The organism is Rhodoferax sp., from assembly GCF_023701345.1.
Classification (GTDB): Bacteria; Pseudomonadota; Gammaproteobacteria; order Burkholderiales; family Burkholderiaceae_C; genus Rhodoferax.
In genome coordinates this window covers 1-16430 of record NZ_JAMPXE010000076.1, presented here as the reverse complement: position 1 = coordinate 16430, position 16430 = coordinate 1, and the positions used below count along the sequence as shown (strand labels likewise).

General features: G+C 58.9%; 22 protein-coding genes and 1 pseudogene. 10 read left to right on the top strand and 13 right to left on the bottom strand.

The window, feature by feature from the left end; translation table 11 throughout:
• The 9 genes and pseudogenes from NDI87_RS11300 to NDI87_RS11260 form a co-directional block, all read left to right on the top strand.
• On the top strand, positions 1-301 hold a 301-nt coding region (locus NDI87_RS11300), incomplete at its 5' end, for an SIR2 family protein (protein WP_296275312.1).
• Positions 302-352: 51 nt separating this feature from the next.
• The gene (locus tag NDI87_RS11295; protein ID WP_296275311.1) at positions 353-643 is read left to right on the top strand and encodes a 2Fe-2S iron-sulfur cluster-binding protein; all 291 of its coding nucleotides are present in this window, start codon (positions 353-355) and stop codon (positions 641-643) included.
• A gap of 54 nt (positions 644-697) precedes the next feature.
• Positions 698-2338: an FAD-dependent oxidoreductase gene (locus NDI87_RS11290; protein ID WP_296275310.1), complete on the top strand. Its 1641-nt coding sequence runs from the start codon at positions 698-700 to the stop codon at positions 2336-2338.
• A 3-nt stretch (positions 2339-2341) separates the two neighbouring features.
• Positions 2342-2707, top strand: coding sequence for a hypothetical protein (locus tag NDI87_RS11285; RefSeq protein WP_296275309.1), 366 nt, complete (start codon positions 2342-2344; stop codon positions 2705-2707).
• Between the two features lie 109 nt (positions 2708-2816).
• Positions 2817-3137 carry a transcriptional regulator gene (locus NDI87_RS11280; protein ID WP_296275308.1) on the top strand — a complete coding sequence of 107 codons (321 nt, stop codon included), beginning with the start codon at positions 2817-2819 and terminating at the stop codon, positions 3135-3137.
• A 639-nt stretch (positions 3138-3776) separates the two neighbouring features.
• Positions 3777-4421: a hypothetical protein gene (locus NDI87_RS11275; protein WP_296275307.1), complete on the top strand. Its 645-nt coding sequence runs from the start codon at positions 3777-3779 to the stop codon at positions 4419-4421.
• A gap of 46 nt (positions 4422-4467) precedes the next feature.
• Positions 4468-4743, top strand: a complete 276-nt coding sequence (locus NDI87_RS11270) for a hypothetical protein (protein ID WP_296275306.1) — start codon at positions 4468-4470, stop codon at positions 4741-4743.
• A 16-nt stretch (positions 4744-4759) separates the two neighbouring features.
• Positions 4760-5077: a hypothetical protein gene (locus tag NDI87_RS11265; protein WP_296275305.1), complete on the top strand. Its 318-nt coding sequence runs from the start codon at positions 4760-4762 to the stop codon at positions 5075-5077.
• Positions 5078-5630: 553 nt separating this feature from the next.
• A pseudogene (locus NDI87_RS11260) lies at positions 5631-5843 on the top strand (SWIB/MDM2 domain-containing protein); the annotation flags it as partial.
• A gap of 5 nt (positions 5844-5848) precedes the next feature.
• On the opposite strand, the gene NDI87_RS11255 reads toward NDI87_RS11260, so the two are convergent.
• The 13 genes from NDI87_RS11255 to NDI87_RS11195 all read right to left on the bottom strand — a co-directional run bounded on the left by NDI87_RS11255 (position 5849) and on the right by NDI87_RS11195 (position 15395).
• Positions 5849-6400: a hypothetical protein gene (locus NDI87_RS11255; RefSeq protein ID WP_296275304.1), complete on the bottom strand. Its 552-nt coding sequence runs from the start codon at positions 6398-6400 to the stop codon at positions 5849-5851.
• 227 nt (positions 6401-6627) lie between these two features.
• Entirely contained in the window at positions 6628-7071 is a 444-nt protein-coding gene (locus NDI87_RS11250) for a hypothetical protein (RefSeq protein ID WP_296275303.1), read from the bottom strand.
• A gap of 65 nt (positions 7072-7136) precedes the next feature.
• Positions 7137-7781: a glutathione S-transferase gene (locus NDI87_RS11245; protein ID WP_296275302.1), complete on the bottom strand. Its 645-nt coding sequence runs from the start codon at positions 7779-7781 to the stop codon at positions 7137-7139.
• A 91-nt stretch (positions 7782-7872) separates the two neighbouring features.
• Positions 7873-8961 (bottom strand): patatin-like phospholipase family protein, encoded by a 1089-nt coding sequence (locus tag NDI87_RS11240; RefSeq protein ID WP_296275301.1) that lies wholly within the window; start codon positions 8959-8961, stop codon positions 7873-7875.
• 83 nt (positions 8962-9044) lie between these two features.
• Positions 9045-10115, bottom strand: a complete 1071-nt coding sequence (modC, locus tag NDI87_RS11235) for a molybdenum ABC transporter ATP-binding protein (RefSeq protein WP_296275300.1) — start codon at positions 10113-10115, stop codon at positions 9045-9047.
• A 1-nt stretch (position 10116) separates the two neighbouring features.
• Positions 10117-10797 (bottom strand): molybdate ABC transporter permease subunit, encoded by a 681-nt coding sequence (gene modB / locus NDI87_RS11230; RefSeq protein ID WP_296275299.1) that lies wholly within the window; start codon positions 10795-10797, stop codon positions 10117-10119.
• A gap of 2 nt (positions 10798-10799) precedes the next feature.
• Positions 10800-11366, bottom strand: a complete 567-nt coding sequence (locus NDI87_RS11225) for a nitrogen fixation protein NifQ (protein ID WP_296275298.1) — start codon at positions 11364-11366, stop codon at positions 10800-10802.
• 23 nt (positions 11367-11389) lie between these two features.
• Positions 11390-12145: a molybdate ABC transporter substrate-binding protein gene (gene modA, locus NDI87_RS11220; protein ID WP_296275297.1), complete on the bottom strand. Its 756-nt coding sequence runs from the start codon at positions 12143-12145 to the stop codon at positions 11390-11392.
• A 169-nt stretch (positions 12146-12314) separates the two neighbouring features.
• On the bottom strand, positions 12315-12566 hold the full coding sequence (locus NDI87_RS11215) for a zinc ribbon domain-containing protein (RefSeq protein WP_296275296.1): 252 nt from the start codon (positions 12564-12566) through the stop codon (positions 12315-12317).
• A gap of 18 nt (positions 12567-12584) precedes the next feature.
• Positions 12585-13013 carry an ArsC/Spx/MgsR family protein gene (locus tag NDI87_RS11210; protein ID WP_296275295.1) on the bottom strand — a complete coding sequence of 143 codons (429 nt, stop codon included), beginning with the start codon at positions 13011-13013 and terminating at the stop codon, positions 12585-12587.
• Between the two features lie 11 nt (positions 13014-13024).
• Positions 13025-13945 (bottom strand): ADP-ribosyl-[dinitrogen reductase] hydrolase, encoded by a 921-nt coding sequence (draG, locus tag NDI87_RS11205; protein ID WP_296275294.1) that lies wholly within the window; start codon positions 13943-13945, stop codon positions 13025-13027.
• Positions 13938-14786, bottom strand: a complete 849-nt coding sequence (locus NDI87_RS11200; RefSeq protein WP_296275293.1) for an NAD(+)--dinitrogen-reductase ADP-D-ribosyltransferase — start codon at positions 14784-14786, stop codon at positions 13938-13940. Before NDI87_RS11200 ends, draG begins: the two co-directional genes overlap by 8 nt.
• Positions 14787-15395, bottom strand: coding sequence for a hypothetical protein (locus tag NDI87_RS11195; RefSeq protein WP_296275292.1), 609 nt, complete (start codon positions 15393-15395; stop codon positions 14787-14789).
• Between the two features lie 426 nt (positions 15396-15821).
• On the opposite strand from NDI87_RS11195, the gene NDI87_RS11190 reads away from it, so the two are divergent.
• A partial coding sequence (locus NDI87_RS11190) for an AAA family ATPase (protein ID WP_296275291.1) occupies positions 15822-16430 on the top strand: 609 nt, incomplete at its 3' end.

Below are 16430 nucleotides of genomic sequence, written 5' to 3'. Positions count from 1 at the left end.
CTATGTAGAGGTGCTGACCGAGATCGACATCCAGACACCCATTCCGGCAGCGGTGCAAGCCTGGCGCACCGGGCGCAACTTTCTGTTTTTGGGTTGCCGCTTTGACGACCAACTGACCCGCTGCTTCGCACGCCAGATCATGAAACGCTCCAGCGACCGCCATTGGGCGGTGTTGCCCAATGAGCCGACCCGCATGGAAGCACGCTTTTTGGCCGAGCAAAACATCACCCGCATCGACATGCCGCTGGCGCAGTTCGCCACCGCGTTGATGGATGCGATGCAGCCAGCGCTGGCGGCCTGAACCATTTCCCATTTTTTTTAACCACCGAACGGCCTTGCGCCACTTGACACCATGACCACACTCACCGTCCTCCCCTCCGGCAAATCCTACGAAATCGCCGCTGGCACCAGCCTGCTCAAGGCCCTGCAATCCGTGGGTGAGCCCATCGTCAGCAAATGCGGCGGCGAAGCCAAATGTGAAAGCTGCCATGTGCTGGTGTCGGTGGGACGCAAGAGCCTGTCGAAAATCCAGCGCGTCGAGAACGAAAAACTCGACGGCATCGTCGGCGTCAGCTCCGGCTCGCGTCTGGCCTGCCAGGCCATTCTGGGCGAAGAGCCTGTCACGGTTGAATTGGTGAAATAGGCGCATTTGTCGCACTTTGCAGGCATCACGCCCACTGCGCCCGTGAGGTGACCCATGCCAGAGCCCGTACCCATGCCAGTGAATCGGCTTGTTGATGTCGCCATCGTTGGTGCCGGCCTGTGTGGCCTGGCGCTGGCGCGCTTGCTGATGGCTCGCGGCCAGACGGTGCAGGTGATCGAGGCGCGGGACCGCCTGGGAGGCCGCGTGCTCACCCAACAGTGCGCCACCACCGGCCAGGCGCTGGACCTGGGTGCCAGCTGGTTTTGGCCGGAGACCGAGCCGCGCATCACCGCGCTGTTGTCCGAACTCGGCCTTGCCAGCCACGCCCAGCATGACCCGGGTGATGCGCTGTGGTTGACCGACCCCAACCGCGAACCAACCCGCCGCACCGAGCCCAATGGCGTACATGTCGGTGCCCGGCGCATCACGGGCGGCGCGACCCAGTTGACCCATGCGCTGGCACAAAGTTTGCCGCCCGGCTGCGTTCGCACCAACCTGGCCGTGCAGGTGCTGCGCGACCGGGGCGCATTCATTGAACTGCAACCCGATACCGGACACCCGATCCGGGCGCGCCAAGTGGTCTTGGCCCTGCCGCCGCGCCTGGTTCACGAACATATTCAATTTGAGCCACCGCTACCCGCCGCCGTGTGGCAAGCGCTGGCTGCCACACCGACCTGGATGGCTGACCAGGCCAAGTCGGTGACCACCTTTGCGCAGCCGTTCTGGCGCGCAGCCGGCCAATCCGGCAACGCCTTTGTGCGCCATGCCCAGGCGGTACTGGGTGAGGTGTTTGATGCCAGCGCCGAGGGTACGGACGCCGGTGCCTTGGGTGGCTTTGTGGCACTTGACGCGGCCCAGCGGCAGCACTTTAGGCGCGGCTTGCCCTTGTTGATCAACAGCCAGCTGACGCAGCTCTTTGGCGCAGCGGCCCAGAACGGGGAGGCGTTCCTGCAAGACTGGGCGGATGAGCCCTGGACCTGCAGCTTGTCTGACCGCAAGCACCCGTCCGAGCCACCGCTGAACGAGCCCCTGTTGCGCCAGCCGCTGTGGTCGGGGCGGCTTTTTCTGGGTGGCAGCGAGACAGCGGCGCATGGTGTCGGTCACATGGAAGGCGCGCTGGAGTCCGCCGATAGACTGCATCACGCCCTGTGCCGCCCACATGCCAGCGCGCGCAGCGCCGTGGCCTTGCCGGTGGCAACGGTGGCGGGCGGTGCCTGTGACACCCGCAGCGCAGCCATTGCCCTATTTGCCAGCAGCGTGCAGGCGCTGCGTGACATGGCAGCGCACCGTTATCGGTTGCACCTGACCCGCTTGCTGTCAAGTCAGCAGGTGGAGTTGCTCACGCAACGCGCCTTGCTGGCAGCGGCGGATCAGGTTTACAGCGAGTCCCTGGCGCGACTGGACCGCTTGCTGCCCGCGCTGGACGCCGCCGACAGCCAGATCGTCAACGGTCGTCATGCCTTGACCGCGGCGCTGCTGGCACCTTTTGAGGGTTGGAACAAAGGCCTGCTGGAGGCGGCACTCCAACACAACGCCGCATCCTGCGCCCTGTCCAATTTCCCGACCGAGCATCAGCCGGACGCGGAAACACTGCGCGCCATCACCCTCGACCTGGCCGCCGCCTGGCGTGAGTTTGCGCTGGAACTCAACAGCCGGCTGCTCGTCGCTGCGGGTGATGAAACGCTGGTCTCATAAGCCATGGCGCACATCATCCACAGTGCGCTGCTGAGCCTCATCGAGCAAGCCGGCACCTCGGTTGCCATTTTGACTGAAGGGCTGGCGCGTGACGAACTGCTGCGCTCGCGCCTGACCCGCCAGGAGGTGCTGCGCCAGCTCAACACGCTGGCCGACAGCGCCGCCCAGGTCGACCCGGTTGAGCGCTCGCACATGCCCGAGCTGGACTGGGACGGCTGGGATGCCATGCGGCTACGCTTTACAGGTCCGGCAGGCCCGGCGCTGGACGAAGCCCTGTGGTTTGCCTGCGAATCCCTGGTACCTGCCACGCTGTTGTGGCTGCGTGTGTACCAGCAGAGCCAGCCCGAACTGTTTCGAATGACACCGTGAGGAAGGCTGTTTCGCAGCGGTTGCGGGTAGTGGCGACCGGCAAAAGTAACACATGTGTTACCATAAAACATGGCGATCAAAGTCGAAAAGAAGCACAAGGGTAAAGGAAATGACACTGACCAGAAATTTCAAAGAAACTGTCATCCAGCGGGCGCAGAGTGACGCGTCATTTGCGCAAGCGCTGTTGGATGAGGCTGCGACTCTGTTTCTCAACGGCGAGCCAGAGACCGCGCGCCTGATCCTGCGTGACCTGGTAAATGCCACCATCGGTTTCGAGCAACTTGCAACGCTGACCGCCAAGCCAAGCAAGAGTTTGCATCGGATGTTGTCGCCAGCAGGAAATCCCAGTATGGATAACCTGGCTGCCATCTTCCGGGCGGTGCGCGAACGGCTTCAAGTCAACCTGTCTGCGCACTCGGTAGCTGCCTAAAGCTGTGCGCCGCCCAGGTCGACCCGGCTGATCGCTCGTTCATGCCCGAGCTGGGCTGGGATGCCATGCGCTGGACGAAGCCGTGTGGTTTGCCTGCGAATCCCTGGTGCCTGCCACGCAGTTGTGGCTGCGTGTGTACCAGCAGAGCCAGCCCTAGCTGTTTCGCATGACACCGTGAGGAAGGCTGTTTCGCAGCGGTTGCGGGTGGCAGGATAAGGGCTGGGGCGGCGGCCTCATACTGTCAAAGGCCCAGAAATCGGCCGCCACCCCAACCCTTACCCTGCCGGTGAGCGAGCGTTGTTGGTGGTTAAGCAAGAAGACAAAAATTTCGGATGTCTGTGCCAGCTTTGTTGACTGTTCTGCAGCGTTTGAAGTCACTGATTAACGACAGGTTGCTGGCAGTCCAGTTCATTGGCTGATCAGCTCAGACGCTTGCCGTGTTTTGATTTGTAGATTAGTTTACGAACAGTGCACTCCCAAAAATGGGCTGGCCCTTAACGGGGCGTGGGCGCGCCAAAAACGATCGTTTGGTGGGTACCTGACTGGAATTTCTTCCGTACTTCTTTAAAGATATTTCCCTAAAGACGCGCGATTGATTGTAGACTTCTCACCATTCAACAATTCAGGAAGCAAGCAGTCATGAAAAAAATTACCTTCCGCGTACCAGCCTCATTGTGGGCAAGTTTCACTGTTCAAACCCAAAAATTGTTCATCAACCGTGGCCCTTTTCTTGACCATATGCTGGCGACCGAGCTGCCGTCGGTGACTCAGGATCTTGGGAGCTACAAGATGTCCGCCAAGGCAAGACGTTACATCAGCGGACTCTTGGCACACAAAACCCCCCAAATAGTCAACATTGAGATTCAAGACTCAACTGCTCAGTTGCTAAATGACATAGTGGAAAAGCACGGTCTCTTACGTGATGCACTTTTATGTCGTCTCATAATTTTTCTACGTGGTTCAGATACTCTTTTTAACTATTTGGATATGCCAAAAAATGTTACTAAATTTGGTGGCAGAGTCGAGTCTCTATCCACAAGCCCTATGAAAGCCATAGAAGATATTTACTTCGATCCCTTATTTTATGTCAGGTTGCACCTAGAGGGAGAGGACTGGAAATGTGGTATTTATAACTGCCAACTTTCTAAAAAACTTGATTGGTCTGCATGTTATTTGGTAGATGAAGATGTGCCAGGGACAAAAGAGAATAAGCTTCGATTAAAAGAATTATCTGATTTGGCAGATGATTTCAATCGCGATGAAATTGAAATGTTTTTAAGTTGATTAATAAATATTTTTTATTTAATAAATTCTGTGGGAGAAATAAATTATGAACACTAAGCATTCGACTCAACAAAGTCAACGCCGTGGCATTTTGCCAATAGCTGTTGAGGCTTTAGATCGGTATGGACAAGAGCAATACGATGGAAATGGCGCAATTATTGTTTACATGAATAAGGCCAGTCGTAGGGCAATGGAACGGGATTGGGGCCATCGAGCCGTAGCCAAGTTATGGGAATTGCTTAACGATGTTTACAAGGTTGTGAGCACTGACGGAAAAATTATTACAGTTGGTCACAGATACAAAAAAATCCAAAGAGCTTAAATTAATCGAGAAACACATGAATTCATACACAGTCATATCCAAAAATTTTATGTATTTAAGGACGGTATTTTTTGGAACACATGATAATGCAGTTGCTCAGATGCATCCATGGGTAACACGAGCGCAACTTACAGATTATTGTCATGCCTTAAAAGTACCAAGCCTTGATAAAATGCGTGCTTTGGAAAAGCATCTTGATTTACCTGATGGCTGGCTTGAGCGAGATATTCAAGCTTTATCCAAAATGTCAGAAGATGACTTTGATCTGATTCAATTGTTGCTCAGAAAACCAGTCAATATAAAGGCAGCCGTAAAAACTTTACTGAGTCTTTAATGTATATAAGAAATGTCGCCTAGATTAACTATTAATTTAAAATTCAATCAACATATATATGGAAATTATATTGGGATGTCTCATTATTATTGGCGTGATCGTTTTCCTCCAACTACTGCGACCTAAGAATTTTGATCAGCCTGTAAAAAACTGGAGTGATGATGAACTTGCCCGACGTTTAATGAACTATGAGCGCATTTGGTCTATCGCAGTTACGCAAGCCGTTTCTGGAAACATTGATTCAATGACCAAACACATTGAAGCAGGGAACAAAGCTAAGGAGATTAGGGATGAAATTGCGCGTCGCCAGTCATTGCAGACATTAAAAGACGATCAAAGAAGCTCTGTGACCACAAGCGGAGAACCTATTGATGTAGTGACGATAGCAAAGGCTCATGCAGGCGACACTAACTCCCAATTTCTCATTGAGGCAACTTGCCGAAGTGGCACCAACGGACTACTTAAGGGCACGGAAAAAGCAGTGAAGGTGCCTTCAAAGGTATCCAACCAGAATACGCCACGTAAACTTCCAGTCAGCGGTACGGGATCCATCCCCAGCGCCGCCTTGGCCGCCGTTATTGGTGCCGAACCCGTGGCGCGCGCCGAGGTGATCAAGAAGCTCTGGGACTACATCAAAGCCAACAACCTGCAGGATGCAACCAACAAGCGTGTCATCAATGCCGACGACAAGTTGCTGGCCGTGTTTGGCAAGCCGCAGGTAACGATGTTTGAACTAGCCGGAATCGTGGGCAAGCATTTGGGCTGAGGTGCTCACTGCTCCAGCCACCGATCGAGCACACCGCTCACGTAGCTCTTTTCCAGACGGTGCCTCCCGCCTGGAACCACCGTAACAGAGTGACCCCATGAACCAGCCAAGGCGGTGACAGCCGTAGGGCTACTTTGCCAGTCGAGTTCACCCACATGAAACTCGCAGCGCAGCGGAACTGGATAAGTTCTGGCTTTTGTCATCGCCTGTAGTTGACCCGGACGCGGTGGTTCGAAAATCATCAAACGTTCTTCGTCTTCCGACGCACCCACGATTGGAGACAGCAGCAGCACATGGCCGATATATGGGGGTAAAAGGGTCTGGGCGTGAAGAAACAGATAAGCTCCAAAGGAGTTTGCGATCACCTTTGCATCTTCATACCAGAACAGGCTCCGTAAGTCATTGGCCACCAGATCAATCTGTTCACTAAAGGTCAAATCATGAAAGGAACCTATCGTTTGACGGCCTGCAAGGTCAAATCCTCGCCCGATCAGTGCCGCACCCAGTCCTGCATCAAGACTTCCGCCATACCCAGGCAAGCAATAAATAGTAGTCATAGGTCTCCTCCTTGTGGTTCCTTGAGGGCATTATGGAGTGCCACAGCACCACCGTGATGAGGAAATCAGCCTTTGCAGTTCAATCGAGACAATCGCTATCCGAAGGGCTGGTACAGCTGAAGCAATTCGGCAAACTGACTGACAGCAACGAGTCTGAAGCCGCCCCTAACATAGCAAACACAGCCACCAAGCCGCTGTGCATTCCGCAACAACGCAACCCCTTCGGCTCAGCCGCCGCCTGCGCCAACGATCAGGTTAAACACTTCCCGCAGCAAAAGCAGTTCGCTCATCGCGCTGCCGCGTAACAGGCTGATCGGTTTGAACTCGCCGCCCAGCGCTTCGATTTCGGCTTTTGGCGCATCGAGGGTGGTGAAACGCAGCAGGTGGATGCGCACCGGGCCGGACTCTGTTTGCGCCCAATGGTTGAAGTCGCCGACATGTTCCAGTTCGTCCGGGTTGAGGCCGCAGCGCTCGACCACGGCTTGCTTGACCGTGTTGGCCACATGTTCTGGATTGACCGTGGTCGGTGGTGGCATCGGCGTGGCGGATTCGGGCAGGGCAGCAGGCCACAGCAGCGTGTTGTCCCAGCGCGGGAACAGCAGCGCTGCACTGTAGCTGTCGAAATGCGTGAAGATCACGCGGTTGCGGGCAAAGAGGTCTTGGGTATTCATGATGGCTTCTCTCAACAATAAACGCTGGGTACTGGGCGTGGGTGCAGGGTGCCGTTCGGGCTGCTTCAGCGGTAACCTTCCTCGCGCAACACACGTTGCACAACCGGCCGGTTGCGCACCAGTTGGTAATGCGCAGCGCAACGCGGTGGCAGGGTCAGGCCGGTCTTGTCAGACCAAAATTCAACGTAAAAAAGGGCCGCGTCGGCGATCGTAAAGTCTGCACCCAAGGCATAAGCGGCGTCGGGCAAGCGCGACTCAATGACGGCCAAAGCCTCGTTGACGATCTCGCGCCCGCGTGCCTGAACACCTGATTGCAACGCCTCCCGGTGGTTATCGGTCAGCCCGGCGGGCAGATAACGGTCGGTGGTGAAGATGCGGGTAAAGCCCTGGCCGTGTACCGTGCCCACCACATAGTCCATCAACTCCAGCGCCAGCGCAGCTTGCAGCGGGTCATCGGGCAGCAGGCGTTTGCGCGGATAACTGCGGGCCAGCCAGTAGGCAATGGCCTGAAACTCGGTCAGGGCCTGCCCGTCGTCCAGCACCAGGGTCGGAATTGTCCCTTTGGGGTTGAGCGCCCGGTACGCGGGCTTGAGGTGGTCACCTGCGGGCAGGTTGACGATGGTCACTTCGAAAGGCAAGTCCAGCTCTTCGAGCAGGATGTGAATACCGGTCGAGCAGGAGCCGGGGGTCATGTAAAACTTGAGTGTCATGGGGCATGCCAAGCAAGATACGTGACTGTTTGAGCGAAGACGTGAAAAAAGGTAAAAATCAGGTTATGCCAGTCGGACAAAACCGGACACCTCAGGTAAAACAGGCCTGCACGTCCAGCGTGCCGTGTTGTCCGAGCGCGGCGGCATGTTGCGCCAGCCAGTCCTGGCCGCGCGTGCGGCCCTGCTCGTGAAGCAGTTCCAGAAACGGCCCGTGGGCCAGCAGCTTGGTGTCGCTGTGCTCCAGATTGGCCAGCCCGCTGGAATCGACCATATGAAAACGCATGGCGTGCAAACGGCGCTCCAACCGCCCCCAGCGGAAGAAGGGGCGACCGGCAAATGTCCTGGCGTGGGCAAACATGCGCATCTCGCGCATGAAGTGGGTGCTGAACCCCAGCTCGGCAATGCGTGTGTCGATTTCCTTCACCGTGTGCGGCGTGCCTTCGCGCCGGAACGGGCTGAGCATCACCAGCATCACGTCGCGTGACTCGCAGTCGTAGAACAACGGAAACACCGCCGGGTTGGCGCTGTAGCCGCCATCCCAATACGGTTCGCCCTCAATCTCCACGGCATGGTGGATTTTGGGCAGACAGGCCGAAGCCAGCAGCACGTCCACCGTGAGCTCGGTTTCGCGAAATATCCGCAGCTTGCCGGTGCTGGCCTGTGTTGTGCCGACAAACAGCTTGAAGGGCGAGCGCGTGCGCAGGCCCTCGAAGTCGATCTGGCGCAGCAGCAAGTTGCGCAGCGGATTCAACTCAAAAGGGTTGAGCTGTGCCGGAGAAAAATAACCCGCCCATTGGGCCATCATGTTGGCGGCGTGAGACAAGTTGACGGCATCGTTCTCCCCGCGTGTCATGGACACCCAGGGCATCTGCCGCCCGACGTCGCTCCAGAATCCGGCCAGCGCCTGGCCCGCGCCCTCGCGGCCGCCTTTCATCCAGCCGTCGGCAAACACCACGGCGTTCATGGCGCCGGCGCTGCTGCCGCTCAGGCCCTCAAACGTCAGTTCCGGCTGCTGAAGCAGCGCATCCAATACGCCCCAGGTAAAGGCCCCGTGTGCGCCACCGCCCTGCAGGGCCAGATTGAGCCGGGGTGGGGTTTTGCGCAGCAGGTGCGTGAACTGCGACCAGCCCGCGGTGATCGACGGAATGGTATGGTGGGGCGTTGCGGCGGGGTCGCTCATGGGTAGCCTTTCTTGGCACAGGTCGCGCCATTTGCAGGCAGTATGGCTGCTTGGCATGACGCAGCCAATGGGAAGGGTTTTTGCTAGCCAATCAAGGCCACTGCCTTGATCTGAGCCCAGACTGGCAAACCCGGCAACAGACCGAGCCCCACGGCCGCTTTCCGGGTCAGGCGCGCCAGCACCGGCGAGCGCCCCACCTTGAGTCGAATCAGCGACAAGGCCGGGTGGTGGTCATCGGCGATTTCATCGACCACCGCACTCAGGCAATTCTGGATGCTGGTGTGGCTGGTTCTTTGCAAGGCGATGCTGACATCACGCGCCAGAATGCGCACCCGCACCGCCTGGCCCAGCGCGTGGCCGCCGTCGCGCACCCACAGGCTGCCACCGGGAAATTCCACGCGCGCCAGGTGCCAGGCCGCGTCGCGCTCCGCCACCACGGCATCCAGCACCACACCGGCGTCTTCTCCCAGTTGGATCGGCAGGTCGAGCCGGGCCAGGGTGTCGGTGAGCGGCCCGGTTGCCACGGCACGGCCCGCTTCCATGACCACAATGTGATCGGCCAGGCGCGCTACCTCGTCAGGCGCATGGCTGACGTAAACCACCGGGATGTCCAGCTCGCGGTGCAGCCGCTCCAGGTAGGGCAATATCTCTTGCTTGCGTTTCAAGTCCAGCGCGGCCAGGGGTTCGTCCATCAGCAGCAGGCGCGGGCTCAGGGCCAGCGCGCGTGCCATGCCCACACGCTGACGCTCACCGCCCGAGAGTTGATCGGGTTTGCGTGCCAGCAGGTGGCCAATACCCAGCAACTCGATGGCGTGGTCCAGACTGACGCACTGCGGGCCGGAGTTGCGTCTGAGCCCATAACGCAGGTTGCCCATCACCGTCAGGTGCGGGAACAGGCTGGCCTCCTGAAACACATAACCCAAGGGTCGCTGGTGCGTGGGCAACCAGTACCCATCGTCCTGCCAGACCTCGCCGTTGACGGTGAGACGGCCTTGTGGTGCGCGTTCCAGCCCGGCGATGCAACGCAGCAGCGTGGTTTTGCCCGAGCCGGAGTGGCCAAACAATGCGCTCACGCCGCGTGCCGGCAAGTCCAGGTCGACATCGAGCGAAAACCCGGGCCAGTCGAGTCGAAAGCGGGCTTGTATGCCGTTCACCTCAGGCCCCTTGCTTCGGTTTGGGTCGCCATGCGTACATGGCCAGCAGCACCAGGAAAGAAAAAACCAGCATCACCGCCGAGAGGCGATGCGCGTCCGTGTATTCCATGGCCTCGACATGGTCGTAAATTTGCACCGAAGCGACCCGGGTCACGCCTGGCAGGTTGCCGCCAATCATCAACACCACGCCAAATTCGCCCACGGTATGTGCAAAGGTCAGGATCGAGGCGGTCAAAAAACCCGGCAAGGCCAGCGGCACGGCCACGCTAAAAAAGGCGTCCAGTGGCGAGGCGCGCAAGGTGGCCGCCACTTCCAGCGGGCGCTCGCCCATCGCCTCAAATGCGCTCTGCAGGGGCTGCACCATGAAGGGCAGCGAGTAAAACACCGACCCCACCACCAGCCCCCAGAAGGAGAACGGCAGCAGCCCGATGCCCGCCGCCTGGGTGAGCTGCCCCACCGGACCATTCGGCCCCATCACCAGCAGCAGGTAAAAACCCAGCACCGATGGCGGCAACACCAGCGGCAGCGCCACCACCGCGCCCACCGGCCCTTTCCACCAGGCTTTGCTGCGCGCCAGCCACCAGGCCATCGGCGTGCCCAGCAGCAACAGGATCAGTGTCACGATGCCCGCCAGGCGCACCGTCAGCCAGATGGCTTGCAGATCACCGGGGCTCAACAGCATGCTTACACCTCGGGCGAAAAACACTTGGCGTGGTCGGCACATTCGCCGCACGACGGTGCCGGGCAGACGTAAATGCCTTCCCTGGCGCAGTAATGGCGGTAGATGAACTTTTTCCACTTCATGTCGCCCACGTTCAAGCTTGCCAGCGCGGGAAAGGCCAGCGTCATCAAGGTGGAGAGTTCGCCCCGGTCGGCCAGGCCCAGGTCCTGCCACAGGTGGTTGCGGCCACAGCAGCTGTAGGCCACGATGCGGGCCAGCCAGACTTCCGATTCCCGTAATCCGGCCCGGTATTCGAGCAGCAGATGCAGCAAGTCTTCCAGCTCGGCAATGTCTTCGCCCGGGCCATGCTGCAAGTTCAGCCGGGCACCGGGAAAGTAGTCGCGCCAAAGTGCCTGGAAATCAGGCTCTGCCAGACCCAGCGTGGCGGGCAATACGCCCTGATTGAGCGAGCGGCCCGCCAGCAAGCTGGCCAGCACCGGGCGCAATGGGTCGCTGGCGGCCTGCGCGGGCGCGGGTCGGTCCAGCAGTTCGGTCTGCAACAAGGCGCGGCAGTCGTGGGAGGGGTTCATGTCAATGGCTCCTGTCGAATGGCCTAAGACATCGCATAACCAGATGCCTTGATGATGGTTCTGGCTTTGTCGGTTTTGAGGTATTTCAGCAAGGCTTCAGCGGCTGGTTTACCCTTGCCTCCTTCCAGCATGACAGCGTCCTGGCGGATCGGCGAATGCAGCTTGCCCGGCACAAGCCAGGCGGAGCCTTCCAACTTGCCATCTTTGAGCACCTGTGACAGCGCCACAAAGCCCAGCTGGGCATTCCCGCTGCGGATGAACTGGTAGGTTTGCGCAATGCTTTCACCCGTCACGATTCTGGCTTGTGATGCCTCATACACACCCAGAGATTTCATGACTTCGACTGCGGCGGCGCCATAAGGTGCCAGTTTGGGATTGGCAATGGCCAGGTGGTCAAAACTGCCGCTTTTAAGGACAACCCCGGCGGGGTCAACCAGGGCTGGCCTGGCCGACCACAGCACCAGCGTGCCAATGGCGTAGGTGAATTGGCTGCCAGCCACGGCGAGGTTCTCCTGGATCAGCCTGGCAGGGGTGTCGTCGTCGGCCGCAAACAACACCTCGAAGGGCGCGCCGTTTTTGATTTGTGCGTAGAACTTGCCGCTGGCGCCAAAAGCGATGGCGACCTTGTGACCGGTGTCCTTTTCGAATTCAGCGGCGATTTTTTGCATGGGCGCGGTGAAATTGGCCGCCACGGCGACCGACACCTCGTCAGCCCTGGCCTGCAGGGTGACAAGTGGCAGGCTGACCAGCAGCATGGCGATGAGGCCGGATGAATTCATGACAATTCCTCCTTGAATAAATAAAAGCCGCGTTGACTGCACGATGCCGCGATGGCCACCCGCATGTTGTCGCAATCCGGACAAATACCGCAGTCGCTGTCTACCTAGGCAAATAACGTGCCTGTCTGACGGGTTGGTTGGCAGGGGAACAGGCTCGGCCGCGCGGCAGTCAGATGTTTTTCTTGCCCTGCAGCAACTTGGCCTTGTCGGACGGGCTGTAGTGGTCCAGATGGCCCTGGGCGGCGGCGACGCGGCGGTGTGCCATGCGGATGGCCTCGATCTTGCCTGCCGGGGCGAGGGGCGAGACGCATTTTTCCAGCGCCGTGCCGCCGCAGTTCGGGCAAGCCGGGATGGTGTCCGAGCGCACCAGCACCTCGAAAGGGTGGCTGCAGGTTGTGCATTTGTAGTCGTAGATGGGCATGGTGATCTCCAGGGTGATTCAGATGGGGATGGCGCAACTTTCCGACGGGGAAGCGCAGCCTTCCAATGTGCGGGCAGACGCAGGCTTCGTGCCAAGGCCAACCCAGGCCTCCACCGCGGCTGTGTCAAAGCCGACATGGCGGGTGGCGGTGTCAGTGCGCTGCATCAGCGGGCGCCGGATCAGCAGGGGTTCTTTGAGCAGCAAAGCCAGCGCGGCATCACGATCCAGCGCATCAGGTTGAATTTCGCCGCTTTTGACACGGGGTGCGGCACGGTTAAACCAATCTGGCACAGGTAGCGGCACCAGAAAAGCCAGCAGGCCGTCAGGAGTCCAATGGGCGGTCAGCAGATTGCGCCGCTCCAGCGTGTGGCCTGCGGCCTCCAGCGCGGCACGCTGGCGCGCATTACCGCCACAGCCGGGTTTTTCAAAGAAGACAAGGTGGGTCATGGTGATTCCTTTCAGGTTTCATTCAGGTTTTGTGCCAATGCCAGCAGGCCGTTGGTCTGGTCGGTGATGGCCTGGACGACATCAGGCTGCAGCCGGCTTAGCCAGCGCTGCGGTAGTTGTGCCGCCCCGCAGCGCGCGCCAGCCAGCATGCCGACCAGCGCACCCGTGGTGTCGGCATCGTCGCCCTGATTCACGGTGGCCACCAGCGCCGCCTCAAAGTCCTCGTGCAGCGTGAAGTAATGCAGCACGGTTTGCACCGTGTCCACCACATAGGCGGTGGCGTAACCGCGGTAAGGTGTAAAACAAAAGCCCGGGTTGTCTGTGACCCACTGGTTGACCCACCGCTGGCAGGCGCTGTGGCCCATGCCGCCCAGCAGCAGGGCAGACAGCCGGCCCAGACCCAGGGTGGCGGCGTCAGACAGCGGGTGATGGTGTGTCAGGTGGGATTGGGCGATGGACAGGCGCGCAAAAGCCGTGTCGTCGCCCAGGGTGGCCAGCACGGCGGGCAGGTTGCGCATCAACGCGCCGTTGCCACCGTCGCCCGGGTTGGGCGCGCCCGCCAGCGTGCCATCGCGCATGTAGCGCATGATGCCGCGACGGCAGGTGTTGCCGCAGTCCACCGGCTTGCTTTTGAACCAGCGCACATAGGCATCGCCAATACCGCGAATCAGCCGGTCGTCGACGCGGGCGTCACCGGGAAAGGCGCTGCAGCCACCCTGCAGCAGGGCATCGCCCAGGGCCAGGCTCATGGTGGTGTCGTCGGTGACCTGACCGCGCGCCAGCTTGAGCCAGCCACCACCGATGATCTCGCGGTGTACGCCGTATCGGGCTGCAATTTCGCGTGGGCGCATGAACTCCACCGTGGCGCCCAAGGCATCGCCAATGGCGAAACCCAGGTAGGCACCCAACGCGCGGTCATGCAAGTCACTCATAGCGTGCCATCACTTCATAGTCGCCACCAATGGCCAGCACCTCCTGCTCACCTTGCAGCACCTGGCCGGGCAGCAGGTCGGGAAACACCAGCACCTTGCACATCGGTACCTGCACTTCAAACACCCAGTCGCCAAAGCACGAGGCGTCTTCCTGCGACAGGCTGAAAGACACCAGGTTGTTCAGGCGTATGGTGCAGCGGCGGTTTTGCAGGCGGCCAGTCACCACCTGTTCCTCGCACTGGTTGCTGCCCCGCCACAGGCGCAGATGCTGCACAGGCTCCGCCTGGTTTTGTGTGCGAATGCGACGCAAGGCCCATTGGCAGAATTCAAACAACAAGTCCAGTTGCTGGTAAATGTTGTTGTTATTGAGGCGGCTGGAGGCTTTTTCTTGCAGGTAGGCGATCCAGGCCGGGGACGGGAAACGTGCCAGCGGGGCCTTGTGGAAACTGGGAACCAGCCCGAAGCGGCTCTCAACCCAGCCCTTCAGGACGGCGCCGGCCGCCCCATTGGCATCCATGCCCCAGCCTTGCAGCAGTTTGCGCCAGCTGCTGCGCCAACGCCGCTGTTCAGACTGGCCCATGCCGATCAACTCATGCGGCGCGGGTTTGCGAAGTCCAAATGCGATGCTCAGGTAATGCACAAACATGTCGTGGGCCTCGCTCAGGTCATGGCTGCTTTCCAGCAACGCGAACAAGCCCGCATGTGACTCCCGCGTGCCAGCAATGGAAAGCGCCACCGGGTTGGCGTTGAACGCCGTGCCAGCCAGTAAAGGCGCAGGCACGCCGACCAGATTGGTCGCATACCAGCGGTTGTGCTGGTCAGGCGCATCGTCTTCTGCCACTCAAACCGGGCGGTTTTCGTTGGGGTTGCGCACCGGGCCCATTAGCGCCAAGCCTTCAGCGTAAGTGATGGTGTCAAAGGTGATGTCGAACTTGAGCGCAGCATCAGCCACCGCATCAAGTTTGCCGGCCGTGTCTTTTTTCTTGAGGTCGTTTTTCTCAAGGTACAACAGGTCCAGCATTTCGTTGTAGACGGTGGATTCGTCAATCGGCAGCACATAGAACATGGCGCCCTTGTAAGGCACCTGGTACTTCTTGGACAAATCAATGTTGTTGCAAAAGAGAAAGTACTTGCCGCCAGCGCTCATGCTGTCACCCAGCACTTCTGCCACGTCCTTGAGGTGCTCAAAACTCAGCAGGTAACCGGCGAAGAAGGGGATGTGTTTTTCACCCACATTGGCAATCGCCATGGCCTGCGGGCACATCAACTCGGGCGGACGCGCTTCGTCTGCCAGTTTGGGCGCAAAACGCAGCGCCAGTTCACCGCGAAAGCCGACACGGCCGGGTTTGCTGGTGAGCGCCTTGTGCAGCGGGTTCAGCAGCCGGCCCTCGGCCTCAAGGCGCGCAAGTGCGGTGTCGTCGATCTCTTTAAGGGCCAGGGTGGCTGTCATGAGGATTCCTTTGTGATGGTTGAAAGAACTGGAGCGACGCTCGCAGTGATCCCGGTTCTATCTGCAATGACCGTACCAGGTTGAAACCTGGACAGCCACGCTGCAAACCCGACATAAATCCGGCTTTTCAGCATGGGCTTGCGGAATTTTTACGACACGGTTTGCGGTTTTGTCGGGAAACGGACAAAGCCTGGAATGCCATGTTTTGGCACCTGAAAAATTGGCTTTCTCCAATGAGAAACCTCTTTTTTCAGAAATTTGAAGACCTTTGTTTTTGCATGGCACGGAAGCTGCAATGTGCATAGGGCGGGACACAAGTCCGGCCGACGTGAACCTAGACAAAGAAGACCAACAGGCACGAAAGCTGACCCAGTCGCGGCAACGCAAGCTTGGTTCTTAACTTTCTCTTTTCATTGGAGTAATGACATGGCAAAACTTCGGCAAATCGCCTTTTACGGCAAGGGTGGTATCGGCAAATCAACCACATCCCAAAACACCCTGGCAGCGCTGTCTGACCTGGGCCAGAAAATTCTCATCGTCGGCTGCGACCCCAAGGCGGATTCCACCCGCCTGATCCTGCACGCAAAAGCACAGGACACCATTCTGTCCCTCGCTGCTGAGGCCGGTTCCGTGGAGGACCTGGAACTCGAAGACGTGATGAAGATTGGTTACAAGAACATCCGTTGCGTCGAATCCGGTGGCCCAGAGCCAGGAGTCGGTTGTGCTGGCCGCGGTGTCATCACCTCGATCAACTTCCTGGAAGAAAACGGCGCTTATGACGGCGTGGACTACGTCTCTTACGACGTGCTGGGTGACGTGGTGTGCGGTGGCTTTGCCATGCCCATCCGCGAAAACAAGGCACAGGAAATCTACATCGTCATGTCCGGCGAAATGATGGCCATGTATGCGGCCAACAACATCTCCAAGGGCATTCTGAAATACGCCAACTCGGGTGGTGTGCGTCTGGGTGGCCTGGTGTGTAACGAGCGCCAGACCGACAAGGAGCTGGAACTGGCTGACGCCCTGGCTGGCATG